22 protein-coding genes and 1 pseudogene are annotated in these 24,935 nt (G+C 61.2%); 8 read left to right on the plus strand and 15 right to left on the minus strand.

The features are described from left to right. Positions 1-222 precede the first annotated feature (222 nt). Positions 223-1,428 (plus strand): acyltransferase family protein, encoded by a 1,206-nt coding sequence (locus ACOI8A_RS12270; RefSeq protein WP_420648600.1) that lies wholly within the window; start codon positions 223-225, stop codon positions 1,426-1,428. Positions 1,429-1,502: 74 nt separating this feature from the next. Here ACOI8A_RS12270 and ACOI8A_RS12275 read toward each other — a convergent pair whose 3' ends face one another. After that, entirely contained in the window at positions 1,503-2,057 is a 555-nt protein-coding gene (locus ACOI8A_RS12275; RefSeq protein WP_420648599.1) for a cysteine hydrolase family protein, read from the minus strand. Positions 2,058-2,158: 101 nt separating this feature from the next. On the opposite strand from ACOI8A_RS12275, the gene ACOI8A_RS12280 reads away from it, so the two are divergent. The 3 genes from ACOI8A_RS12280 to ACOI8A_RS12290 all read left to right on the plus strand — a co-directional run bounded on the left by ACOI8A_RS12280 (position 2,159) and on the right by ACOI8A_RS12290 (position 5,102). Beyond that, positions 2,159-3,154 carry a GlxA family transcriptional regulator gene (locus ACOI8A_RS12280; protein WP_420648598.1) on the plus strand — a complete coding sequence of 332 codons (996 nt, stop codon included), beginning with the start codon at positions 2,159-2,161 and terminating at the stop codon, positions 3,152-3,154. A 93-nt stretch (positions 3,155-3,247) separates the two neighbouring features. Beyond that, complete coding sequence (locus tag ACOI8A_RS12285; protein WP_420648597.1) at positions 3,248-4,357, plus strand: DUF3182 family protein; 1,110 nt, start codon at positions 3,248-3,250, stop codon at positions 4,355-4,357. Then, a complete protein-coding gene (locus ACOI8A_RS12290; protein ID WP_420648596.1) occupies positions 4,347-5,102 on the plus strand; it encodes an alpha/beta hydrolase family protein in 756 nt (251 codons plus the stop codon). The genes ACOI8A_RS12285 and ACOI8A_RS12290 overlap by 11 nt, the downstream gene beginning before the upstream one ends. Before the next feature lie 2 nt (positions 5,103-5,104). Here ACOI8A_RS12290 and ACOI8A_RS12295 read toward each other — a convergent pair whose 3' ends face one another. From ACOI8A_RS12295 to ACOI8A_RS12310, 4 genes and pseudogenes are all read right to left on the minus strand, one after another. Next, positions 5,105-6,094, minus strand: coding sequence for a lysylphosphatidylglycerol synthase domain-containing protein (locus ACOI8A_RS12295; RefSeq protein ID WP_420648595.1), 990 nt, complete (start codon positions 6,092-6,094; stop codon positions 5,105-5,107). Next, positions 6,091-7,377, minus strand: coding sequence for a cardiolipin synthase ClsB (clsB, locus tag ACOI8A_RS12300; protein ID WP_420648594.1), 1,287 nt, complete (start codon positions 7,375-7,377; stop codon positions 6,091-6,093). Before clsB ends, ACOI8A_RS12295 begins: the two co-directional genes overlap by 4 nt. Continuing rightward, complete coding sequence (locus tag ACOI8A_RS12305; protein WP_420648593.1) at positions 7,374-8,171, minus strand: endonuclease/exonuclease/phosphatase family protein; 798 nt, start codon at positions 8,169-8,171, stop codon at positions 7,374-7,376. Before ACOI8A_RS12305 ends, clsB begins: the two co-directional genes overlap by 4 nt. A gap of 35 nt (positions 8,172-8,206) precedes the next feature. Continuing rightward, positions 8,207-8,473, minus strand: a pseudogene (locus ACOI8A_RS12310) (DUF72 domain-containing protein); the annotation flags it as partial. Positions 8,474-8,844: 371 nt separating this feature from the next. Here ACOI8A_RS12310 and ACOI8A_RS12315 point away from each other — a divergent pair. Then, positions 8,845-10,956 (plus strand): mechanosensitive ion channel domain-containing protein, encoded by a 2,112-nt coding sequence (locus ACOI8A_RS12315; protein WP_420648592.1) that lies wholly within the window; start codon positions 8,845-8,847, stop codon positions 10,954-10,956. A 2-nt stretch (positions 10,957-10,958) separates the two neighbouring features. Here ACOI8A_RS12315 and ACOI8A_RS12320 read toward each other — a convergent pair whose 3' ends face one another. Next, positions 10,959-15,257 carry a DEAD/DEAH box helicase gene (locus ACOI8A_RS12320; RefSeq protein ID WP_420648591.1) on the minus strand — a complete coding sequence of 1,433 codons (4,299 nt, stop codon included), beginning with the start codon at positions 15,255-15,257 and terminating at the stop codon, positions 10,959-10,961. 304 nt (positions 15,258-15,561) lie between these two features. Here ACOI8A_RS12320 and ACOI8A_RS12325 point away from each other — a divergent pair, with 304 nt between their 5' ends. Together ACOI8A_RS12325 and ACOI8A_RS12330 are read left to right on the plus strand one after the other, a co-directional pair. Beyond that, positions 15,562-16,446 (plus strand): sugar nucleotide-binding protein, encoded by an 885-nt coding sequence (locus ACOI8A_RS12325; RefSeq protein WP_420648590.1) that lies wholly within the window; start codon positions 15,562-15,564, stop codon positions 16,444-16,446. Next, positions 16,439-17,368 (plus strand): NAD-dependent epimerase/dehydratase family protein, encoded by a 930-nt coding sequence (locus ACOI8A_RS12330; protein ID WP_420648589.1) that lies wholly within the window; start codon positions 16,439-16,441, stop codon positions 17,366-17,368. Before ACOI8A_RS12325 ends, ACOI8A_RS12330 begins: the two co-directional genes overlap by 8 nt. Before the next feature lie 169 nt (positions 17,369-17,537). Here the strand turns inward: ACOI8A_RS12330 and ACOI8A_RS12335 are convergent, their stop codons facing one another. The 6 genes from ACOI8A_RS12335 to ACOI8A_RS12360 form a co-directional block, all read right to left on the minus strand. After that, positions 17,538-18,236, minus strand: coding sequence for an OmpW/AlkL family protein (locus ACOI8A_RS12335; protein ID WP_420651355.1), 699 nt, complete (start codon positions 18,234-18,236; stop codon positions 17,538-17,540). Positions 18,237-18,485: 249 nt separating this feature from the next. Further along, on the minus strand, positions 18,486-19,004 hold the full coding sequence (locus tag ACOI8A_RS12340; protein WP_420648587.1) for a DUF3299 domain-containing protein: 519 nt from the start codon (positions 19,002-19,004) through the stop codon (positions 18,486-18,488). Positions 19,005-19,015: 11 nt separating this feature from the next. Continuing rightward, positions 19,016-20,281 (minus strand): ABC transporter permease, encoded by a 1,266-nt coding sequence (locus ACOI8A_RS12345; protein WP_420648586.1) that lies wholly within the window; start codon positions 20,279-20,281, stop codon positions 19,016-19,018. A 1-nt stretch (position 20,282) separates the two neighbouring features. Next, a complete protein-coding gene (locus ACOI8A_RS12350) occupies positions 20,283-20,993 on the minus strand; it encodes an ABC transporter ATP-binding protein (protein ID WP_007966120.1) in 711 nt (236 codons plus the stop codon). A gap of 17 nt (positions 20,994-21,010) precedes the next feature. Next, complete coding sequence (locus tag ACOI8A_RS12355) at positions 21,011-21,604, minus strand: DUF2796 domain-containing protein (RefSeq protein WP_420648585.1); 594 nt, start codon at positions 21,602-21,604, stop codon at positions 21,011-21,013. 158 nt (positions 21,605-21,762) lie between these two features. Continuing rightward, positions 21,763-22,329: a hypothetical protein gene (locus ACOI8A_RS12360; RefSeq protein ID WP_420648584.1), complete on the minus strand. Its 567-nt coding sequence runs from the start codon at positions 22,327-22,329 to the stop codon at positions 21,763-21,765. 200 nt (positions 22,330-22,529) lie between these two features. Here ACOI8A_RS12360 and ACOI8A_RS12365 point away from each other — a divergent pair, with 200 nt between their 5' ends. Continuing rightward, positions 22,530-22,892: a hypothetical protein gene (locus tag ACOI8A_RS12365; protein ID WP_420648583.1), complete on the plus strand. Its 363-nt coding sequence runs from the start codon at positions 22,530-22,532 to the stop codon at positions 22,890-22,892. A 4-nt stretch (positions 22,893-22,896) separates the two neighbouring features. Here ACOI8A_RS12365 and trxA read toward each other — a convergent pair whose 3' ends face one another. From trxA to ACOI8A_RS12380, 3 genes are read right to left on the minus strand one after another with little or no spacing between them, the layout of a single operon-like run. After that, entirely contained in the window at positions 22,897-23,769 is an 873-nt protein-coding gene (gene trxA, locus ACOI8A_RS12370) for a thioredoxin (protein ID WP_420648582.1), read from the minus strand. A gap of 39 nt (positions 23,770-23,808) precedes the next feature. Further along, positions 23,809-24,465 carry a class I SAM-dependent methyltransferase gene (locus tag ACOI8A_RS12375; RefSeq protein ID WP_420648581.1) on the minus strand — a complete coding sequence of 219 codons (657 nt, stop codon included), beginning with the start codon at positions 24,463-24,465 and terminating at the stop codon, positions 23,809-23,811. Continuing rightward, a complete protein-coding gene (locus tag ACOI8A_RS12380) occupies positions 24,462-24,926 on the minus strand; it encodes a YbaY family lipoprotein (protein ID WP_420648580.1) in 465 nt (154 codons plus the stop codon). The genes ACOI8A_RS12375 and ACOI8A_RS12380 overlap by 4 nt, the downstream gene beginning before the upstream one ends. Positions 24,927-24,935: the final 9 nt, after the last annotated feature.

Here is a 24,935-nt window from a genome sequence, read left to right on the forward strand (position 1 = left end):
CCGAAACCCCCGCATTGCGGGGGTTTCGTCGTTTTGAGAGTGTTGAAAGGGTATTGATGACCATAAGCTGACTGGCGGGTGTCGGCGATCAGCTCGATATATTTTCACCAGGAGTCTTGATGGCCGCAGCGCGCCGCTCCATGATCCGTCCGGCACTTTCGATCGCGAGATCCGGTTTCCCGCCCCAGGCAAACTGATCAATCACAAAAACAAGAGAGACCGATGAGCAGTAGCAAGAACAAGGAAATCGAGTATTTACGCGGTGTGGCCATACTGATGACGGTGCTGGCACACAGCGCGTTGTTATTGCCATTCCATTCAGCCTTCTTTGAAAAGCTGTTCAACGTGTACTCCCCATGGTCGGGCGTGGATCTGTTTTTCTGCATTTCAGGTTTCGTCGTCAGCAAGGCCTACCTCGACTACTTCGACAAGAACCGTGAGCAGAACCGCTTCGGCCTCGCCGCAACGTCGTTCTGGATCAGGCGCGCTTATCGTCTGCTGCCAACCGCATGGCTGTGGGTGCTGATCCCGCTGGCGTTCTCGATTTTCTTCAATCAGTCGAATGCCTTTCAGTCGTGGTTCGACAACTTGCGCAGCTTCACTGCCGTCGCGACGTTCACCGGTAATCTGGCGAATCAGTACGGCGTACTGCTGGGGCCGAATTCGGTCTACTGGAGCCTGGCGCTGGAGGAGCAGTTCTACTTCATCTTCCCGCTGTTTCTGCTGCTGATTACCTCGACGCGCTGGCGCGTGATCACTTTGCTCGCGTTGATTGCCGTGCAATTTCCGCTGAATCGTGACGCGTTTGGCGCGGCTCCGGCGGGCATGCTCTTTTCGTTCCGCCTCGATGCGATGATGTGGGGCATTCTGCTGTGTCTGTTCACTCGCACAGCGTTGTACAAAGAGATTGAACCGGTTGCGCTTGGCGGCAGCCTGGTCAAGCGGCTGGCGGTCACGCTGTTCCTGCTCTACATGCTGGGGGCGATCGCTGGTCAGTTGATTGCGACACCGATTGCGGTCGGGCTGCTGGCGATCACGGCGTTGATCCTGGTCTGGCTTTCCAGTTATCAGAAGGGCTACATCTACTGCCCGGCGATCCTCAGCGGAATCGCTCAATGGTTCGGCTCACGCTCCTACGCCTTGTACGTGATCCACATGTTTGCGTACCACTTGAGCACCGAAATCTGGAGTCGTGTGGCCAGTGAGAGAGGCGTGGCGCTGGGCGCGGAGTTTACCGTGGAACTGCTGGCGACCTCGTTTGCGATCATGGTGGTGTGCAGTGAATTGAACTACCGGTTCGTTGAAACCCCGTTGCGCCGCCGGGGTGCTGAGATTTCCCGCAGACGCATGGCCCGGATCGGGGCGTCCGAGCTGGTCAAGCAAAAGCCTTCAGCAGAAACGCCAGCCCGCTCGACCGAACTGTCGTAATCGGCGAAAGCCATAAAACCCGCAACGCCAGCACGCTGCGGGTTTTTTCATGGCTGCAGATTAGTGTTCCGGGCTCATTGGTGGGTGGCGAGAAATTCGTCGGTCGACACTACGCTGGCGTAGGCAAAGCCCAGCGCCGCCATGAATGCGGCGTGGACATGCGCTGCCGGCACGGTCACACCGTTGAACTCCAGGTCGCGAGTGGCGCAGGCATCGTGAATAACGGTGACGGTGTAGCCCAGATCTGCCGCCGCCCGGGTAATACCGTCGACGCACATGTGACTCATACTGCCGACCACCACCAGCTCCTTGATGCCTTGCTCGTCGAGGATCGATTGCAGTTCGGTTTCGCGGAACGAGTTGACGAAGTGCTTGAGCACAACTGGCTCGTCATCGCGGTTGAGCACTTTGCGATGCAGCTTCGCGCCCTCGGAGCCAGCGATGAAGAAAGGTGCATCAGGCGAGGTGAATTCGTGGCGGATGTGCACTACCGAATCGCCAGCCTCGCGGAACGCGCCGATCAGTCGCGCGGCGTTGTCGGCGGCGGCATCGGCGCCTTCCAGCGTCCATTTGCCATGGGGGAAGTAGTCATTCTGGATATCGACTACGATGAGCGCTTGCTTGGCCATGGGTGTGTCCTCGAAATGTTGTTTGGGTGTGGATCAAGTATTGGCCCCGGCCGGGGTTTCGAGGATTGGCCGCACCGACAATAGACAGGGGAAAACTGACAATGGCCGTAGAAACTCCCGTTGCCGAACTCGGCGTGCTGATCTATCCCGGTGCGCAGATGGCGGCGGTGCATGGCTTGAGCGATTTGTTTGCGGTGGCCAATCAGGTCGCTGCCGAGCATCAGGCGGCGCAGTTGCCGCTATTGCGGGTCAGCCATTGGCTGGTGGAGGGCGATACCGCGCCAGTACGCGTCTATGACAGCCATCGCGGTGTTGAAACCGGCCTGGTAGTGGTGTTGATTCCTCCTTCCATCGCCGGGTTTCAGGCAGGGCAGGTCTCGCCTGCGCTGATGCAATGGCTGCGCGAGCAACACGCTCGCGGCGCGACCCTCGGCGGTGTGTGCGTCGGCTCGTGGCTGCTGGCCGAAAGCGGTCTGCTCGACGGTCGCAGCGCCACCACCCACTGGACGTCGTCCAAGGCGTTTGCCGAGCAATACCCGAAAATCAAACTCAAGGCTGACACACCGATTGTCGATGACGGCGACCTGATCACCACCGCCGGGCTGATGGCCTGGTCGGAGCTGGGCTTGCGCCTGGTCGACCGTCTGCTCGGGCCGAGCATCGCCAGCGGCACCGCACGGTTCCTGGTGATCGAACACAGCGACAGCGCGAGTGCCTGTGGCAGCAATTTTGCGCCGATCCTCAGCCACGGCGACGCGGCTATTCTCAAGGTTCAGCACTGGCTGCAAAGCACGGGTGCGACCGATGTGTCACTGACGGCGATGGCCGAACGGGCAGGGCTGGAAGAACGCACGTTCCTGCGGCGTTTCCGCGCGGCGAGCGGCTTGAAACCCACCGAATACTGCCAGCATCTGCGGGTCGGCAAGGCGCGGGAAATGCTCGAGTTCACCAATGGCACCATCGATCACATTGCGTGGACGGTGGGCTATCAGGATCCGGGAGCATTTCGCGCGATATTCAAGAAAATCACCGGGCTGGCGCCGAGTGATTATCGCAGTCGATTCGGGGTCACTCCGCCGGCCGTCGTAGCCCGATGAGCTGCAACACCGCCAATTGTGTGAGCCGCATGCCGCTGATCACGGTCTACAGTTGCTAAGGGCAACATTACTCATTCGATCACAGGGGGACGCATGACCCCGACACCGCACAGAAAACTGGTCGTCGCGCATTCGGTGCGCCCCGGCGCGCCACAGCACGAAGTGCAGACCAACAAGGCGCTGGCCCGTTGGCTGGCACAGATTCTCGGGTTCAAGTTCGGCGGCAGCTACGATGCGCAAAAGCATCGTGGGCGCGATTTGTATCTGCTTCCCACGCAAACCCTGGTCGGCGCTGCCGCCGCGCAAGAACTGGGCGTGAAAGGTCCGGACGATCTGTGGGGCGGGTTTGTCGAGCATGATTTCATCTGCACCAAAGCCATCAGCCACGGTTTGCGCAGCCCTCAGGCACATGCGCCGCAAGGCTGGTCGCCGCTGTTTTCCGAGCGGGTGCGCAATGTGGTGCTTGATGGCTTGAGCGTGTTCGCGCTGGAAGATGCGCGTCCCGCCGCCGAGCATTTGTTGCATGGCGGGCCGATCCGCATCAAACCGATCCACGCGTGTGCCGGTCGCGGTCAGGAAGTTATCAACAGCCTCGACACTTTCGACCAAGTGCTCGCCCGTGCCGATGCCGAGCAACTGTTCGCCGACGGCGTGGTGCTCGAACAGGATCTGAGTCAGGTCATCACCCACAGCGTCGGCCAGACCTTCATCGCCGATAAGGTGCTGAGTTACTGCGGTGACCAATATCTGACCAAAGACGCGCATGATGAGGACGTCTACGGCGGCTCGAACCTGCTGGTAGTGCAGGGGGGGTACGATGCTTTACTGGCGCTGGACCTGAGCGACGATGTGCGACTGGCCATTGAGCAGGCGCGAATATTCGACGCGGCAGCGGATGAAGCCTATCCGCGCTTCTATGCCTCGCGGCGCAACTACGACATCGCCCAAGGGCTGGACAGCAACGGCAAGCAGCGCAGCGGCGTACTTGAACAATCCTGGCGCATGGGCGGCGCGAGTAGTGCTGAAGTGGCGGCGCTGCAAAGCTTCGTCAATGACCCATCGATGCGTGCGATCCGCGTCTCTTCGGTAGAAACCTATATCGATCAGGCGCTGCCGGCGGATGCTATCGAGGTCTATCGCGGCCCGGCGGAAAACAGCGACTTTCTTCTCAAATACGTAACGGTCAAATCCTATGACGGCTAGAAGCGAAAGCATTCAAATCGACATTGATGACGAACAGATGAGCGGAACATTCCTCAGTCCCAAATCGAAAGTGCCGGGCGTGTTATTCGTGCACGGCTGGGGCGGCAGTCAGGAGCGAGATCTGGAGCGGGCCAAAGGCATCGCCGGGCTGGGTTGTGTGTGCCTGACGTTCGATTTGCGCGGGCACACTGGCGGAACTGGAATTCCACTGAGTCGAGTGTCTCGGGACGACAATTTGCGCGATCTGCTGGCGGCCTATGACCGGCTGCTTTCGCATCCGGCGCTCGATACCTCGGCGATTGCGGTCGTGGGTACCAGCTACGGCGGCTATCTGGCGGCAATCCTGACCTCATTGCGCCCGGTGCGCTGGCTGGCGCTGCGAGTGCCGGCGCTGTATCGCGACGAGCAATGGCACACGCCCAAGCGCGAGCTGGACAAGGCTGATTTGCGCGATTATCGCGGCACGCTGGTACGTGCCGAGAGCAATCGCGCCTTGCACGCCTGCGCGAATTTCACCGGGGATGTGTTGCTGGTGGAGTCGGAAACCGATGATTACGTGCCGCACGCGACAATCATGAGCTACCGCGCGGCGTGTCAGCAGACCCATTCGCTGACGCACCGGATCATCGACGGTGCCGACCATGCGTTGAGCGAGCCGACCTCGCAGCAGGCCTACACCTCGATCCTGGTCGACTGGATCACCGAGATGGTGGTCGGCGAGCGCTTGAGTATTATCCAGTCCTGATGCTAATGCCTCGGCTTCTTCTCAATCCGCAACGACTTGGCCTTGGCCTCAACCAGCAGATACATCACCAGCGTAATCAACAACGGCAACAGAAAATAAATCGCCCGATACGCCAGCAATCCCGCCACCAGGCTTCCGCGCGAAGCCTCGTGTTGCAGCAGCGCCACAAACACCGCTTCCAGTACCCCAAGCCCCGCCGGGATATGCGTGATGACTCCGGCAATCGCACTGATCAACAGCACCCCGAGCACCATCGGATAGTCCAGTTTGCTCGGCAGCAAGGTGAAGATCACCGCCGCCATCAACGACCAGTTAAGCGCGCCGAGCAGCAGTTGCAGGACCGCCATGCGCAACGACGGCAGATTGATTTCCACCCCGCGAATCGACCACTCGCGACGGCGGGAAAACTGACACGCGGCGAGGTATCCGGCGCTCACCAGCAGCAACAACACACCAATACCCTGCAACGCGGTGCTGCTGACTTTCCAGCCCGGCGGCATGGTGACCAGTCCGCTGCTGAACACCACGCCGGCGATGGTCATGTAGCCGAACCAATTGGTCGCCAGGCTCAATCCAAGAATCTTGGCAATGTTGCCCTTGCTCACGCCCAGTCGCGAATACAGCCGATAACGCATGGCGATGCCGCCGACCCAGGCGCTCAGATTGAGGTTGAATGCGTAGCTGATCACGCCCACCGGCAGGATCTGTTTCCAGGTCAGATCCTGCCGGATATAGGTGCGGCCGATCAGATCGAAACTGGCGTACACCAGAAAGCTCACCAGCGTCAGACTGGAGGCGATGATCAGCGTGCGCACCTTGAAGTCGGCCAGCGTTTGCAGGACCTCGGCCCATTCGATGCGCATGGCGAATGTGGTCAACAGCGCAATCAGTGCCAGAAAAAACACGATGGTCAGCGGACGTTTCCAGCGACTCCAGCGCGACTTGGTCGCGGGCGCCGAATGCGTCACAGCGGAGGCTTGTGAATGGTTCATTTATCAACGCTCCCGGCAACATGCACAAAGGGCGTGAGCCTTGGCTTGTGCGCCGGCAACCAACCGGCCATTGCCGGAAAAACCCGCAGGAAGTGGAACACCAGAAGGCCCACGGTCAAGTGCCAGATGCGACCGCGCGGCAGCTTGTCTGCGTCCATGGCCTTGCAGTGATTGTTGCTCAAGTCTTCAAGGCGCTCGAACAAGTGCTGATTGAACCCACGGTCGCGAATCAGCACGTTGGCTTCAAGGTTGAGCGACAGGCTCAGCGGGTCAAGATTGCTTGAGCCGACGGTGCTCCAGTCGTCATCCACTAGCGCGACCTTGCCGTGCAATGGCCGTTCGCAATACTCGTGAATCTGCACCCCGGCCTTGAGCAGATAGTCGTAGGTCATGCGCGCGGCAAGTTTGGCCACCAGCATATCCGGCTCGCCCTGCAGAATCAGCCGGACCTCGACACCGCGACGGGCGGCGTTGCGGATTTCCCGCAGCAAGCGATAACCGGGAAAGAAATAAGCGTTGGCGATCACCACGCGCCGCTGGGCCGTGCGTAACACCTGCATGTACACATCTTCAATGTCGGTGGTGTGCTGATCGTTGTCGCGGAATACCAGGCGAATCTGGCCGTCATGATCACTCGAAGCCATGTCAGCGCGACGCTGGCGCCGGCGTTGCCACCAGAATCGCGCACGGCCCGGACGACCGCTTTGCAGCAACGCGAAGTGATGGATGTCGGCCACCGCCGGCCCCTGAATTTCCACTGAATAATCCTGCTTCGCCTCAGGGCCGAAATCGGCCAGGTGATCGCCGGAAAAATTGATCCCGCCAATAAACGCCAACGTGCCGTCGACCACCACAATCTTGCGGTGCAGACGCCGGAACCAATTGGTGCGAATCCCCAGTCTTTTTGGCGCCGGATCGAACATCTGCAGATGCACGCCGGCATCGCTCAACGCCGTCAGATAAGCGCTGGTCAATTCGCCGCAACCGAAGCCGTCGAGGCTCACCGTAGTGCGTACGCCGCGCTGCGCAGCGTCGATCAGAATCTGCTGCAACTCGTTGCCGACCTTGTCTTCGAAGACGATGAACGTCTCCAGCAGGATTTCGCTTTTCGCCGCGCGCATCGCTTCGAACACGCGCGGGAAATATTCCTCGCCGTTCTCCAGCAACTCGACACGGTTGTTGCCCTGCCAGCGGTACTCGACATCAACGTTGCCGGGCTGGCGCACGGGCGGAGTGATGGCGATGGTTTCCACGGCGGACTTCTCCAGCGGTGCGCTGCTCATAGTTCGATCTCCACCGATAACGGTGCGTGGTCGGAAAGGTGCGACCAAGGCCGATTGGCCAGGACTTTCGGCTGGCGGGCCTTGAGGTTGCGCACGTAAATTCGGTCGAGGCGCAGCACGGGCAGTCGAGCCGGGAAACTGCGCGCCGGTTTACCGTGGTGCTCGGCGAACACTTCGCGCAGGCCGCACGGTTTGAGCACTGCATCGGCGCGCTGGCGCCAGTCATTGAAGTCCCCGGCAACGATCACCGGCGCATCGTCTGGCAGCTCGGACAGGCGCTCATTCAGTAAGCGAAGCTGTTCGTTGCGATGACTCTCGTGCAGGCCCAAGTGAACGCAGATCGCGTGCAGTTCACGGTCATCGCCGGGCAGGCGCAACACACAATGCAGCAGGCCGCGGCTCTCATGGCCGCTGATCGACACGTCGAGATTGTCGTGACGCACGATCTGGAATTTCGACAGCAGCGCATTGCCGTGATCGCCGTCCTGGTAGACGGCGTTGCGCCCGTAGGCGAACTGCGGCCACAGGCTGTCGGCGAGAAACTCGTATTGCGGCATGGTCGGCCAGTTGTTGTAGCGCTTGGGATGGTGCTCGTGGGTGCCGTGCACTTCCTGCAAGAACACCACATCAGCCGACACGCTGCGCACCGCCTCACGCAGTTCCGGCAGGATGAAACGCCGGTTCAGCGCGGTGAAACCTTTGTGGGTGTTGACCGTCAGCACCGTGAAACTGCGCACGGTCGGCGTGACCTCGGTGGTCTCGTCGGTAAACCCGACCGGCTGGGAAATGCTCATGCCAGCACTCCTTCGGCAGCGGGTTCGCCGGGGCGCGGTTTGCAGATGTCGCGCAGGCGGCGCACGTGTGTAATGAAACGCGGTGCCTTGACGCTGAACACGAAGTCAGCGGGTGTTTCGGCGTACCACTGGGCATAGCGCTCCGGCCGTTGCAGCGCGTAGAACGAGCCGTTGATTTCGATGCTGTTGACGGCTCGCGAGGCGAATTGCAATTCGCGTTCCTGCGTCAGTCCTTTAGGGTAAAAATCCCCGCGCCACGGGGTGTAGCGCCAGCCTGAAATACCAATGTGAATCGCCGCCATGTCGCCTCCCGTCGAAAGTCCTCGTGTTGCCTGTGTTTGTTGATGACTGTGGCGGGCGCGGGAAAGTTTCGGTGAGGCTATGGACGGTCGAAGATCAAAAGCCCCTCACCCTAACCCTCTCCCCGCGGGAGAGGGGACTGACCGAGGTGTCTCGCGCTATACATCGACCTGAACGACCGAGTCGAATTCGAGTTTCCAAACCCCTAAGCGCTGCGGGCTTTCAGGTCGATGTCACTCGCAAGACACTTCGGTCGGCTCCCTCTCCCTCCGGGCGGTCCGACGTTTCGGGAGGGCTGGGGTGAGGGGATCTTGAACTTGCCGAGCAAATATTGATCAGTTCCTGACAGGTTCAGCCAAGAGGTCGATTCGTTTTGATCAAGTTCAGAGCCGCAATTCTATTCGGGGCGCTGCTGTTATTCGGCGCCAACGCCGCACAAGCCGTGACAATTCCGGGCGTTCCCGCCGCCAGCGAGGAGCCGGCCAAGCCCGAGCCGCTGGTCCAGGGCGGACTGCTCGGCGCGATCAGTTCCGGGATCGACGACGTCCAGGACAAGCTCGACCTCAACGAGCATCTGGTCGATGCCTGGCGGCTGCGTGCCGACCGTGCGGCGGATGAAGTCGACAAGCTGGTCAATCAACCGGCGAATCGCTCGGGCTGGAGCGTGGCCGGGGATTTCCTCATGCTCTCCGGGGTCTGGCTCGGCACCTTCGCGGTGTTGACGGTGCTCGGTAGCGTGCTTGCCAAACGCATGCGCGAAGGTCGCTGGCTGCGCACTCGCCAGCGCAGTCAGGATTTGATCGGTTATCTGCTGCCCTACACATTACCGGCGCTGGTCTGCCTGCCACTGACGCTGTACGTCAGCCACTTTCTCGACGCCTCGGTGGGACGCGCGCTGGCGTTGTGTCTGGCCTACGCCACCAGCAGCGGGATATTTTCCACTTCGATACTGTTATGCGTGGTGGTGATGTTCAACACCGGCCATAAACGCCCGGCCGTGCAGATCCTGCGCGATTACTGCCCGAAACCGTTGTTCCTGATCGGCTTCCTCGCCGCGCTCAGCGATGCGTTGACCAGCCCGCAGATCGCGCGGCAGCTGGGCGGCAACATCACCAGCAGCGTGGCGGTATTCACCGGTCTGTTCGCCTCGATCATCTTCGGCCTGGTGGTGATCCGCATGCGCCGACCGGTGGCGCACTTGATCCGTAATCGCTCGCTGAGTCAGCGTCTGAAACAGCCATCACTACAGGAATCGCTGCGGATTTTTTCCGGCCTCTGGTACTGGCCGATTGTGCTGATGGTGCTGGTCTCGGCGGTCAACCTGATTGGTATCGGCGAAGACAACCAGAAGGCGCTGCGCTGTGCGTTGTTCACCATGGTGCTGTTGATCGGCACGGTGTTTCTCAGCACCATCCTGCAACACCTGTTCAAGTCGCGCAAAGCCACGGCGCTGCAGCGCAGCAGCGCTTACAAGGAGCGTTTTCTCAGCCTCTCGCATGCCTTGTTGCGCATCGTCATGGCGGTGGCCTTCATCGATATTCTCGGGCGGATCTGGGGCGTGTCGCTGCTCGACTTCGCCCAGAGCAGCACGGTCGGCCGGGCGATCAGCAATGCGTTGAGCAGCATCGGCCTGATCTTGCTTGTGACCTGGCTGTTGTGGGTGGTGCTCGACACGGCGATTCAGGAAGCGCTGAAACCACCGGTCAGCAAACGCTCGGCGCGTCAGCCGAGTACGCGGGTGAAAACCATCCTGCCGCTGCTGCGCAACGCGATCAAAATCATTCTGGTGGTGATCTGCGCGATCACCACCATGGCCAATCTGGGGATCAACGTTGCGCCGCTGCTGGCAGGTGCCGGGGTGGTCGGTCTGGCCATTGGTTTCGGCTCGCAGCAATTGGTGCAGGATGTGATCACCGGGTTGTTCATCATCATCGAAGACACGCTGTCGATCGGTGATTGGGTGGTGCTCGATTCCGGGCATGCTGGCACGGTCGAAGGCTTGACCATTCGCACCTTGCGCCTGCGTGACGGCAAGGGTTTTGTGCATTCGGTACCGTTCGGCCAAATCAAGGCTGTGACCAACCAATCGCGGCAGTTTGCCTACGCGTTTTTCTCGGTGCAGTTCACCTACGACACTGATGTGGATAAAGCCATCGAGCTGATCCGCGAGGCGGGCGATTCGATTCGCGAAGACCCGTTCCTCAAGTACAACCTGCAAGGGCCGCTGGATGTGTTCGGCGTGGATCGGATGGATCTGAATGGCGTGGTGCTGACGGCGCAATTTCGCACGGTGTCCGGCGGACAGTATGCGGTGAGTCGCGCATTCAATCAGCGTTTGAAGAAGCTTGTGGACAACAGCCCGTGGGTGCATTTCGCGCAGACTTATCCACAGCAGGTTTTGTTGCCCAAGCGTCCGGGTGAGCATGTGGAGGAGGGGGAGGTGCCGGAGCAATCGCCGGTGGTGTTGCCGCACGACGCCCGATAGGTCTAATACCGGATCAGTTTGTTGCGCACATCGGCCATGGCCGACTGCTCCAGCTCCACCCAGAACTGCGGCTTGCCGGCAATCAGCGCTGCAACCGGCAAGCCGTCGCGATACACCAGTCGATTGCTCGCCAGCGCCGGCACTTTTGCGCCGGGCAACAGGGTCCCGGCGAGGTTCAGCGGATCCACCCCGCACACCGCAATCAGCGCGCCGTCATGCTCGCGCCGGCGCACTTCGCGCAGCAGCGCAATCGCCTCCGGCAACGCAAACTGTTCACCCGCCAGACCACTGACAAACCGCCCGCCACGAATCTCGCCGCGTGCTTCCAGTCGATGGAAGGTGCGCAGCAATTCACGCCAGCTCGGCAGCCAATCCGCTTCGCGTTCGAGCAAGCGCCAGAACACCACGCCATAGCGCCGCAGCAAGGTCATCGCAATGTGCTCCAGTGTTTCTGCTGGAATTTTGTCCACAGCGGGCGCGGGGCTACGACGCAACAACGCCCAACGCCCGGCATCGTCCATGCCGCCGACAAACGCCCCGCGCCCACGGCGACTGCTGCGTTGCTGGCGCTTGCTCGCCGGGGTGATCAGCGCGCGCAATCCGGCGAAGCTGTCGGCGTTTACCAGGCCGGCGCCGACCAGTTCCTGCAAGGCGATTTCCAGTTCGGCGCGCAGCAGGTGCGCTTCGTGAATCAGCTCATCGAAAAACAAGGCGCCGTGCTGACTCAGCGCTTCGAAAACCTTCTGCGTTTTCAGCGACAGTTCGCTGACTGGCGTCTGTTCCGCCAGCGCGCTCCACAAGCCGACCTGACTGCGCGGCAGCAACACCACCGGCGTACTACGCAACGCCGTGCCGCTGATTTTTTGTCGGGCACTCAGGCGCGTCCACACCAGTTTGCCGTTGCGGCACAGATCATCCAGCCAGCTCGGTGAATAGTCTTTCAGCCTGGCCGGAAGGATATCGCTGTCCCATGCCGAAGCCGCTGCCGGATAACCTTCGAACTGGCCGACAATCGCCGGCAACACTGCGCTGCCCTGACCCTGAGTTGCGGGCGACAAATGCTGCCAGTCGAACAGAACACGCATGAAATCCTGCAAGGCAACCGGCTCGATTTCCCGGCGCAGACGCTTGACTGTGTAGCGATGAATTCGCGCCAGCAAGTGCCGTTCGCACCATTCTTCGACGGTCACGCCCGGCGTGAACTGACCGCGCAGCACATAACCTTCACGCTCCAGTTGCGCCAAGGCTTGAGTGATCTGTGAAGTGGACAGCGCCAACGGTTCGGCGATGTTCGCGAGCGGCAGTGGGCCGAAAGCACCGAGCCGCGCGCGGATGACTTCGACCAACGCGTCTGCAGCTGTCCACGCCTCGTCGAAACCGGGTAGGGCTTCGAACGCCGGTTGCAAAACCGCCTGTGGATAAAGTGCTTGCAGCAAGGTCAGGCGTTCGCGCGCCAGCCACAGCACGTGTTGCTGATCGATCTGCATGCGGCAGGCGCGGCCATTCTCGGCCAGCGCTTGCAGCCAGTCGTGCCAATGCTCGTTGGTCTGCACTTCGGCTTCGCTGATGCAGGCGAGGCTCATCAGCGCTTCGTGCATTTCATCGAGGTTATGCGCGGTCGGCCAGGCTTCTTCACGCACGGCGCTGATCGCATCGACATCCAGCGCGCCGAGGTCGTCAGTGGATTCGGGGTCGCTCCAGCGCCGGTTCATCACCGCTTGGGTGCGGCGTTCCTCCAGCGGCGCATCGTCGAGAAACGCGTAGGGCTTGGCGTTGAGAATCTCCGCCGCGAGCGGCGAGGGCGCCGGCAGGTCGCGGCTGAGCAAACGCACGTCGCCGCGCTCCATGCGCCGCAACAGATTGAGCCAGCCGTCGCTGTCCAGCGCCTCGTGCAGGCAATCATTCAGCGTTTGTTCCACCAGCGGATGCTCGGGAATTTCGCGCTCGCCGGCGAGGTTTTCCAGGCAGGCAATCTGATCGGGAAAGACCCCGGCGATCAGGTCTTCGCTTTTCATCCGTTGCAACTGCGGCGCGACTTTGCGCCCGCCAGTGAACCGTGGCAGTGCCAGCGCCACCCCGGCATTCCAGCGCCAGCGCACGCCGAACAGTGGCGCCTCCAGCACGGCTTGAATCAGCAGATGCTCGGCGCTGTTGCTGTGCACATAGCGCCAGACTTCATCGAGTTCGAAACTGTGGCTGGTGGACAGCGACAAGACAATGGCGTCCTCACTGGCAGCGGCCTGCAATTCGAAGTTGAAGGTGCGGCAAAAACGCTTGCGCAGTGCCAGGCCCCAGGCGCGGTTGATGCGGCTGCCGAACGGCGAATGGATGACCAACTGCGTGCCGCCGGACTCGTCGAAAAACCGCTCCATCAGCAACGTGTCCTGCGACGGCAATGCGCCGAGGGTCGAGCGTGCGCGGGCCAGATAATCCACCAGTTGTTCGGCGCTGGCGCGGTTCAGGCCCAGGGTGTTGGTCAGCCAGTCGAGGGCCGGTTGCAGATCCCCCGGCGTGGCGCTGAGTAACTGGTCGAGCTGCGCTTGCAGGCGTGCCACGGCACTGGACAGTTCGGCGGTGCGGCCCGGTGCTTCGCCGAGCCAGAATGGAATGGTCGGCGACTGCCCGTGCGCATCTTCGACCCGCACCTTGCCCGACTCGACCCGCAGGATCCGGTAGGAGGTGTTGCCGAGCTGAAAAATGTCACCGGCAATGCTCTCGACGGCGAAGTCTTCGTTGACGCTGCCGATGTTCAGCCCTTGCGGTTCGAGCAGCACGCTGTAATCGGCGTTGTCCGGAATCGTGCCGCCGCTGGTGACTGCCGTCAGCCGTGATCCGCGTCGGCCGCGCAGGGTGCGGTTGACCGCGTCGCGATGCAGGTAGGCGCTGCGAATCCCTTGGCGGCCGTTGTAGCCTTCGGCGAGCATCGTCAGCAGCGCCTGATAGTGTTTTTCGTCGAGCTGCGCGTAAGGCTCGGCCCGGCGGAACAGCGCGAGCAAATCGTCCTCGGCCCATTCCTGACAACTGACTTCGGCGATGATCTGCTGCGCCAATACATCCAGCGGCGCTTGGGGAATGTGCAGGGTGTCGAGTTCGCCCCGGCGCACACAGTCGAGCAGCGCGGCGCATTCGATCAGGTCGTCGCGGCTGGTGGCGAACAGACGGCCCTTCGGCGTACCGCCAACCTGGTGCCCGGAGCGGCCGACGCGCTGAAGAAAACCGGCAATCGAACGCGGCGAGGCGATTTGGCAAACCAGATCCACTTCGCCGATATCGATGCCCAGTTCCAGCGACGCGGTGGCGATCAGCACTTGCAGCTCGCCGCGCTTGAGGCGTTGTTCGGCGTCGAGGCGAAACTCCTTGGCCAGACTTCCGTGGTGCGCGGCCACGGCGTGTTTGCCAAGGCGTTCGCTCAAGTGCCGGCTCAGGCGTTCGGCGAGGCGCCGGGTGTTGACGAAAATCAGCGTGGTGCGGTGTTCTCGGGCGAGCGTGGCGAGGCGGTCATAGACCAGTTCCCAGATGTCATGCGACATCACCGCCGACAACGGCACTGGCGGCACTTCGATGCCCAGATCCCGTGGACGGGCGTGGCCGATGTCGATGATTTCGCAGGGCCGCTGATGGCCGACGAGAAACCGCGCTACCGCGTCGATGGGTTTTTGCGTGGCCGAGAGGCCGATGCGCGTCAGCGGTTCGGCACACAACGCTTGCAGGCGTTCGAGGCTCAGCGCCAGGTGACTGCCGCGTTTGCCGGCGGCGATGGCATGGATTTCGTCGACGATCACCGTGCGCGTGCTGCCGAGCATCTTGCGCCCGGAGTCCGAGCCGAGTAGCACATACAGCGATTCCGGCGTGGTGACCAGAATGTGCGGCGCGGTTTTGCGCATGGCGGCGCGATCTTTTTGCGGGGTGTCGCCGGTGCGCACGGCGGTACTGATATGCACGGGCGGCAAATTCATCCGCTGCAGTTGTTCAGTGATACCGGCCAGCGGGTTTTGCAGGTTGATGCGGATGTCGTTCGACAGTGCCTTGAGTGGCGAGATGTACACCACCAGGGTTTCGTCCGGCAGGCCCTCGGGATTTTCCAGCCCACGGTGCACAAGGTCATCAAGCACGGCGAGGAACGCGGTCAGGGTTTTGCCGGAGCCCGTGGGCGCAGCGATCAGCGTCGAACGGCGCTGGCGGATCAACGGCCATGCACGGGCCTGGGCGGCGGTGACCGACGGGAATGTGCTGCTGAACCAGGCGCTGACGGCGGGGTGGAAGCCTGCCAGCGCGCTATTGGCGGGGAGGGGCAGATTCATGGATTCAGTTATGCGGGTGGCTGTTGGAAGTTGCAAGTACCACTCAGGATCTAGTCTGCCTGTCAGGGCCTCATCGCTGGCAAGCCAGCTCCCACAGGTCTTGTGTACACCGCGATTCCTGTGGGAGCTGGCTTGCCAGCGATGAGGCCAGTAGCCACGGCACAAATCCCGGCAATCAACACTTTACGGATGACGGTTGCGCACTAAACCCGCAAAATGCAACGATTCCGGCAATTATCGACGACGGCGCCACAAGTGCCGTCGCCAAAGCCATCGTTCCAATCAGACTGGGCCTGCTGACTTTATGCGAATGCGCCTTATGTTACTGGGCGGCGGAAATGCCCTTGGGCAAGCGCTGATTCGCCTCGGCGCGGAGGAAGACATCGGTTTCCTCGCCCCCCGCCCACCAGAAGACGGCTGGGATGCCGCGAGCCTGACGCAACTGCTCGACGACACCCGTCCCGATGCGTTGATCAACCTCGCCTATTATTTCGACTGGTTCCAGGCCGAGACGGTCAGCGAAACCCGACTGTCCGCACAGGAGCACGCGATCGAGCGTCTGGCCGAATTGTGCCAGCACCACAACATCGTGCTGGTGCAGCCGTCCAGTTATCGGGTGTTCGACGGCTCGCGTGCGACCGCTTACAGCGAAAAAGATGAGCCAGTGCCGCTGGGTTTGCGTGGTCAGGCCTTGTGGCGCATCGAGCAAAGCGTGCGCGCAACCTGTCCGCAGCATGTGCTGTTGCGTTTCGGCTGGCTGCTCGACGACAGCGCCGACGGCACTCTTGGACGGTTCCTCGCCCGCGCCGAACAACCGGACGAATTGCTGCTGGCCGATGACCGTCGAGGTAATCCGACCCCGGTCGATGATGCCGCTCGCGTGATCATCTCGGTGCTCAAACAACTCGATTGCGCCGCGCCGCTGTGGGGCACTTACCACTACGCGGGTCATGAGGCGACCACGCCGCTGGCGCTGGGTCAGGCGATCCTCACCGAAGCGCGCGGCCTGCATCCGTTGGCCATTGAGGCGCCGACCGCGCAGGCGCATGCCGCACGTCCGGACGCCGCCGAAGAGCCGCAACACGCGGTGCTCGCCTGCAAGAAAATTCTGCACACTTTCGGGATCAAGCCGCGCGCCTGGCGCGCCGCGCTCCCGGGCTTACTGGATAGGTTTTATCGCCATGGCTGACGGCCCCGTTCTAATCACCGGCGGCGCCGGTTTCATCGGCTCGCACCTGACCGACGCGTTGCTCGCCAGCGGCCACTCGGTGCGCATCCTCGATGATCTGTCGACCGGTAAGCGCAGCAATCTGCCGCTGGACAATCCCAAGGTCGAACTGATCGTTGGCGATGTCGCCGATGCAGCGCTGGTTGCGCAGGCGATGCAGGGTTGCAGCGCGGTTGCGCATCTGGCAGCCGTCGCCTCGGTGCAGGCCTCGGTGGATGATCCGGTGAAAACTCACCAGAGCAATTTCATCGGCACGCTGAACGTGTGCGAAGCCATGCGTCAGGCTGGCGTCAAACGTGTGCTGTACGCCTCCAGCGCGGCGGTGTACGGCAACAATGGTGAGGGTGAGTCGATTGATGAAGACACGCCGAAAGCGCCGTTGACGCCGTATGCCTCGGACAAACTGGCCGGTGAGCACTACTTTGATTTCTATCGCCGCCAGCACAACCTGGAACCGGTGATTTTCCGCTTCTTCAACATCTTCGGCCCGCGCCAGGATCCGTCCTCGCCGTACTCCGGGGTGATCAGCATCTTCAGCGAGCGCGCGGCCAATGGCCTGCCGATCACCGTGTTTGGTGATGGCGAGCAGACCCGCGATTTTCTCTATGTGGAAGATCTGGTGGATGTGCTGGTGCAGGCGATCGAGAAGCCTGAAGTGGAAGTCGGCGCGGTGAATGTCGGCTGGAATCAGGCGACCAACCTCAAGCAGATGCTGGCGGCGCTGGAGGCGGTGGTGGGTGAGTTGCCGCCGATCAGCTACGGCCCGGCGCGCTCGGGGGATATACGCCATTCGCGGGCGAATAACCGTCGGTTGCTTGAGCGGTTTAGGTGTCCGCAGCCGACGCCGATGAGTGTCGGGCTGGCGCGCTTGCTCGGTCGCTGAGCGTATCGCGGACATGAAAAAGGCGCCTTTTGACAGGCGCCTTTTTCACGGCCGGAATTTATCGCTATCCCTGTGGCGAGGGGATTTATCCCCGATCGACTGCACCGCAGTCGCCTTCAGTTTCAAGTCTGCCCACCACCAAGCCTCATCCACCACCACGTGAACGTTCTTAGAACTTGTAGCCCAGACCCACCATGTAGATGAACGGATCAACATCCACATTCACCCGTGCGCGAGTGCCCGGTGCGACGGCGTTGTTCTCGACGGTGGCGCGGGTATCGATGTCGATGTAACGCACCTGAGCGTTGAGCATGATTTTGTCGGTGATCATGTAATCAGCGCCGACCTGCCAAGCCAGACCCCAGGAGTTTTTCGCCTTGAAGTTGCTGAAGCCGTTGGACTGGGCCTGGCTGCCGACGTGCTCGTCGTAGATCCAGGTGTAGTTGATGCCGCCGCCGACATACGGCTGGAACGCCGATTTCGGATCCAGCGGGTAGTAGACGACGCTGAGGGTCGGCGGCAGGTGTTTCAGGGTGCCGAGTTTGCCGTTGGCCGCGCCGAGGGCGGTGCCTTTGAGCTTCACGTCATGCTCGAACGGCGAGGCCGCGAGCAGTTCGATACCGATGTTGTTGGTCAGCATGTACGCGAAGTTCAGACCCAGCTGCGTGTCGCTGCTCATGGTCGCCTTGCCGCCCAGATTGGCGCCGCTCAACGGACCCTGATCGACCTTGACGCTGGAGCTGTCGGCCTTCGGGTTGACGGTGATCGCACCGGCGCGAACGATGATGTCACCGGCGTCGTGGGCGTGGGCGAGCGGGGCTGCGAGCGCGAAGGCAACCAGCGAGGCGCTGAGCAAGGACTTGTTCATGGGGGCTCCGAAAGGACGTTAAAAATGTTTGATGTCCTATGGTACGAAGCCATCTGATACGGTCTTTTGACTCAGCTCAATGAAACAGTCATCGCTCTTGGTTTTGTGGAACCTTTACTGGCCTCATCGCTGGCAAGCCAGCTCCCACAGGGATTGAGGTCGGTCATAAATTTTGTGGCCGCCACAGCAACCTGTGGGAGCTGGCTTGCCAGCGATGGGGCCCTGAAAAACAACGCACAACCAACCGATTCACTCCGGCAGTTCATACGCATAAATCTTGTCCGCCTCCATCTGATACCCGGCATCCGCCAGCTCACTGCTCGACGCCTTGACCTGCATCGGGCCTTCGACCCAGTACGGCTGATACAGCTCATCCAGTTTCACGCCGACTTCGCTTTTCACATGCACAATCTGGTTCGACGGTGGTGGCGGCACATGAATGCACGCGCCGAAATACGGCACCAGCAAGAAATCCGTGGTCCGGCCTTCCTCGCTGACTTCCAGCGGCACGATGTAGCCCGGCAGACGGATGTTCTGGCCGTCGAGGCTCTTCACCACTGGCGCGTTGGGCATGTCCTGTTTGGCGGCGGGCGCGGCTTCGGCGGCCAGCGCATCGCTCATCTTCGACAGGTCGTGCAGCGGCGTCATGTTCGGCACTTCCGGCGCCGCGTCGGGCGGGATCATTTCCGACCAGGTCAGGTCTTTCGGCGCCGCTGCCCACACGGGCAGGGCGACCAGCAGTAATAGCGCAAGCACAGCGCGGGGCATGGTGAACGTCCTCATAAACGGATCGACAGGCCATCGGCCAAGGATTGGCGATACGCGCGCCAGGCCGGCACACTGCCCATCAGCAGCGCAGCGCCCAGAATGCCACCGAGCAGCGTCCATTCATACTCACTCGGCCAGGCCAGCGGCAGATACAAACCGTAATTGGCCTGCACGTAGCCCTGCGCTGCGGCGATGCCGACGTAGAGCAATGCGACGCCGGCAATCACGCCAGTCAGCGCCAGCGCAAAGGCTTCGAGCACCAGCAGCGTTGCGATGTGCCAAGGTCGCGCACCGACCGAACGCAGGATCGCCATCTCCCGCCGACGCTCGTTGAGACTGGTAAGAATCGCCGTGAGCATGCCGATCAATCCGGTCAGCACCACGAACAGCGAAATCACGAACAAAGCTTTTTCAGCGGTGCTCATCAGGCTCCACAATTCCTGCAAGGCCACGCCCGGCAGAATCGCCAGCATCGGTTCGCCTCGGAATTCATTGATCTCGCGTTGCAGCGCAAAGGTGGAAATCTTGCTGTTGAGGCCGAGCATGAACGCGGTGATCGCTTGCGGCGTCAGGTCCATGTTGCGTGCCTGATCGGCGCTGATCCGTCCGTTGCCGCGCGCCGGCACGCCGTTGTGCCAGTCGATGTGAATCGCCTCCATGCCGCCGAGGCTGATGTGCAGCGTGCGGTCCACCGGGGTGCCGGTGCGCTTGAGAATACCGACCACGGTGAACGGTTTGTCGTCGTGCTTGACCAGACTGATCGCCGCCACGCCGTGGGCCAGCACCAATTGATCGCCGAGCTTGTAGTGCAGCGCTTCGGCGACTTCGGCGCCGAGCACTACTTCGAACGGATCGGTGGCAAATGCGCGGCCGTCAGCCAGCGCCAGATGTTGCTGGCGACCGTACTGGTAGTGTTCGAAGTAGGCTTCGGTGGTGCCCATCACCCGATAGCCGCGATGCGAATCGCCGAGCGACATCGGAATCGCCCACTTCACTTTCGGGTTGTTGGCGAAGTGTTCGAAGCTGTCCCAGCGGATATTGTTGGTGGCGTTGCCGATGCGGAACACCGAATACAGCAGCAGATTCACCGACCCCGAACGGGCGCCGACGATCAGGTCGGTGCCGCTGATGGTGCTGGCGAAACTGGCTTTGGCCTCGGTGCGCACTCGCTCCACTGCCAGCAGCAGGCACACGGAAAGGGCAATCGCGAAGGCAGTGAGTAACGCGGTGAAGCGCCGGTTGGCGAGACTGGCCATGGCCAGACGGAACAGATACATCTCAGACCTCGGCAGACGTGGCGGCGCGATTGAGCTCGGCCAGGGACAGGTGACGATCGAACAGCGGCGCGAGGCTCTGGTCGTGGCTGACGAACAACAGGCTCGATCCGGCCTCGCGACATTCGGCGAACAACAGCCGAATGAAGTTTTCCCGCGCGTCGTAATCCAGCGCCGAAGTCGGTTCGTCGGCGATTACCAGCTCTGGTTGGCCGATCAAGGCTCGGGCGGCGGCGACCCTTTGTTGCTGACCGATGGACAGCGAATCCGCGCGCCGCCCGAGAATGCTTTCATCTTTCAGACCCAAGTGCGCCAGCAGGGTGGCCGCAGCCTGATCGACACTGCCGTGGCGCTGTTTCGCGCGCTCGGCACGCAGCTTGGAGAAGTGACACGGCAGCTCGACGTTCTCGCGTACCGAGAGAAACGGCAGCAGGTTGAACTGCTGGAAAATGTAGCCGGTGTGATCAACGCGAAAACGATCACGCGCGCCGGCGCCAAGTTCAGTCAATTCCTGGCCGAGCAGGCGAATGCTGCCGCGACCAGGCTTCTGCACCCCGCCGAGCAGGCCGAGCAAGGTGGTCTTGCCGCTGCCGCTCGGGCCTTTGAGGAACAGGGTTTCACCCGGCTCCAGACGAAACGCCGGGATATCCAGCAGCGGCGGGTGACCGGGCCAGTTGAAGCCGAGGTCGGAGAGTTCGATGAGTGCTTGGGTCATGGCGCCGATTCGTGATCTCAGAATTTCAGGGCGGCGGATTTGGCCGTGACTTCCGTGCCTTGCTGGCCGCTCGGGCTGATCAGTTGTACCTGAATCTTCTGAGTCGCCGGGAAGGTCTTGAAGATGCTTGCCAGATCCAGCGTTTTCAGTGCACCCGGAGCGGCGCAGCTGAATTGGTAGTGCGCGTGGATTTCGCTGTGGTCGTGATGGTGCTCGTGACCATCCTTGTCCGCTTCATCGTGGTCATGCTCGTCGGCATCCGGCTTGTCGCCGAACAACGGGCTTTCCAATTCCTGACTGGTCACTTTGCAACCGGCAGCGGAAGGCAGGCTGAACAGCGTCAATGGTTTTTCCAACTGCGCGCGGGCGGCGGCGACCTTGGCCTTGTCCGCGTCGCTGGTGGCCACATGTTCAAAGCCAACCAGATTCATCGCCGGGCTTTCCAGCTCCAGTTCCAGCGTCTGACCATCCAGCGCGGCGTTCAGGCGACCAACGCCATGCTCGTGCGCGCCGAGGCTGCCGTGCTCGTGATCATGATCGTGCTCATCGGCAGCCTGGGCGACGGCCAGCGGCAACAGGGCAAACGGCAAAGCGAGCAGCAGACGACGCATGGCAATCTCCGGGGAGTAAAGTGAAAGGTTTGTTATGTAATCTTATAACGAAAGTCCGCAGAGTTTGCCCGTGCGCTCCGCTTTGCGCAAGACATGACTGAGCACCGCCCGGGACAGATTCCGGGGCGGTGCGCAGATTGAAGATTACGCTTGTAGAGTCAGAAGCCTGCGCCGGGATAGTCGAACCAGTAATGGCCCGATAGCACATACTTGATCAGATTTGCCTCAAGTACGCTCGGGGCATCGCGAGTGAAGCGCTGGCGCCATGCTGGCAGCCACCAGTAATTGATGGCTGTTCCGCGTGGACGTATCACCACTTTCATGACCTCCTGATCTATTTTGCCCTCTGCATAGAGTTGATGGGTGCGATCCATGAAGGCCATGTATTCGCCTATCGGCAACTGGAACATCAACGCAGTGGTGAAGATTTTTTCACTCTGACTGAACGCCGGGCTTTCTAGTATCTGCAGTGCTTCGCAGGTGTACGGCTTTGGTTGACCAGCGATTTTTTGGCCTTCTGGAGTAGAAAGTATGTCGAAACGGTCGTCCATATCCCGCCAGTCGATGCGGCTATTGCCCTCAAAGTAATTGCGGACCACGGCGGTCAGCGGACCCGGCGCTATGTCTTTATAGGTACAGGCTGAAAGGTTGGTGGGCGACCAAAATCGCCATGCCACAATCAGCAGGAGGGGAACGATCAGAAGTTTCCAAAAGCGTCGACTCATAGCGACTTCAGGCAACCGCAGGCCAAATAGCCTCCCTTTGAAGCAAGTTTTCGTCCTGAAGACATGGGCATCCTTCCCATTGAAAAAAGAACAATGTAGATGATTGAACGATAAATACCAGATGCGGTGATGCCCGTGCGCTTGGCGTTGCACAAGTCCCATGGGAGCATGCGGGTCAGATAAATGCGGGAGCGAAGCTCATGTTGCGGATACGCGGAACCGTCGGCGACTTGCCGGTGGATTTGACGCTGGAGTTGGATGAAGCCGATTGGGCGCGGCTCGGAGCGCAGTTCGGTGCACAGGTGCAGACTGCGCAATCGGACATGGTTGCAGCGGCGGTGCCGGCGGCCAAACCGGTGAATCAGGACGATGCCTTATGGCAGATCGCGCGGGATTTGCTGCGCAAGGCAGGGCAGCTCAGTGGGCCGGATCTGCTTGAGCAGCTTGAAGGACTGACCGGCAGCGCGGCGTCGGGCAAACGTCTGCTGGTGCGGCTGCGGCACAGTTCGGATGTGAAAGTGGTGAGCGGCGGGGATACGCCGCTCTATAGCTGGATCGAGTGACGGCTCAATAGAGAGCAGCAAACATCTTGCGGCGGTAGGTGTTGACCAGCGGGTGGTCGTTGCCCAGCAGTTCGAACACTTGCAGCAAGGTCTTGTGCGGCAGGCCTTCGCCGTAGCTGCGATTGCGCACGAATAGCTTGAGCAGCGCGTCCAGTGCCGCGTCGTATTGCTGGCGGGCCAGTTGCTGGATCGCCAGTTGATACACCGCTTCATCGTCCTGCGGGTTTTGCGCCAGACGGCTTTTCAGGTCGGCGGCGTCCGGCAGGTCGCGGGCCAGGCCGAGGAATTGGATCTGCGCCTTGGCACCGGCCAGTGCAGCTTTGTGCTCGTCGCTCTTGACCGCGTCGAGCACGGTTTGCGCTTCGCCCAGTTCACCGCGTTCGGTCAGGCAGCGTGCATACAAGATCAGCGCCTTGGCGTTGGTGTTGTCTTCGCCGAGCATCACCACCAGCGCGGCTTCGGCATCGGCAAAACGCCCTTCGTCAAACAATGCTTGTGCCTGTTCGAACGGATCGGCTGCGGCCGGTGGCGGCATCTGCACGTGTGGTTCAAGCAGCGCACGCACTGCGGATTCCGGCTGCGCACCGGCAAAACCGTCCACCGGTTGACCATCCTTGAACAGCACCACGGTCGGCAGGCTGCGGATGCCAAAGCGCGCGACGATGTCCTGCTCGGCTTCGCAATCGACCTTGGCCAGCAGCAGTTCGCCCTGATAGCTCTCGGCGATGGTTTGCAGCATCGGCATCAGCGCCTTGCACGGTGCACACCATTCGGCCCAGAAATCCACCAGCACCGGTTTATGAAAAGAAGCCTCGATCACCAATTGGTCGAAGTCGGCCGTGGTGGCGTCGAAAATGTACGGCGTTTGCTGACTCATGGGGTATCTCGTAAAAGCGTGAATGGGGCAACTATACGGTCAGGCGCGGGCCGCGTGGTAGAGGCTGACGTGGCGAAACTCTTCCGGCTCGGCCAGATCCGGCAAGGTCATGGCTTCGAGCATTTCGATCCGTCGGTACTGCGGGTGACTGAAATCGCGCACCCGCGAATCGGCGACCAGCGCTTCACGGCCTCGGCTGAGGAATGCGTCCAGCAGCGGCAGATTCGCCCGGTCGTATAAAACGTCGGCCACCAGGATCAGATCGAAGCGGTCGTCTTCGGCGAAGAAGTCGGTTGAATAGCTGAGTTCAACGTCATTCAATTCGGCATTCGCCCGGCACGCGGCCAGCGCCAGTGGATCAAGGTCGCAGGCCACCACTTCCAGCGCACCAGCCTTGAGCGCTGCAATCCCGGCGACGCCGGAACCCGCGCCAAAATCCAGCACGCGTTTGCCGCGAACCCACTCGGGGAATTCATTTAAATAGCGCGCCACCGCCAGACCGCTGGCCCAGCAGAAACTCCAGTACGGCGGTTCATGCAGAATCAGCCGGGTTTCTTCCTGGCTGAATTCGCGCGCCATGTTGTCGCCGTCGATCAGCCACAGTTTCAAGTCGGTACCCGGCAAAGGGCAGGCCACCAGCCGCGCGTCACCGAGCAATTCACTCAAGGCCTGTTGCAGGTCAAACGGTGCATTCATGGCGCTTTGACGAATTGCAGTTGGCCCAAGGCCTGAGTGGTCGGCTGGGTTATGGTTTGCGATGGCAGATGCAGAATCAACTGCCCGGACTGAGTCGCGCGGCCACGCAGTTCAACCCGTGCACCGACCGGGAAAGCGTCCGGATTGAAGCGCACGTGAAACGGCAGGATCTGGTTGTTGCCGATCAGAGAAGAACTGGCCAGCAACTGCTGCGGGCGATCCTTCGCGTCGATCACCAGCAACGCCAGTTCGACCTCAGCACCGGCCGGCACGCCTTGCAGGGTGCCGCTCAGTTCACGTTGATAGGCCGGCAGCGGGCCGAGCTGGGCGGCTTCCCTGGCTTTTTTCTGCGCTTGTTGCGGCGCCGGGCCGGGAGTCGGTGGCTGCGGCTTGGGCGCATCGCTGCTGCAGGCCACCAGCAGACTGAAAAGACTGAGCAAAACGAGCGGACGTAACGACATTGGCGGCTC

The sequence above is a fragment of the Pseudomonas sp. P4795 genome (assembly GCF_048822895.1).
Taxonomy (GTDB): Bacteria; Pseudomonadota; Gammaproteobacteria; order Pseudomonadales; family Pseudomonadaceae; genus Aquipseudomonas.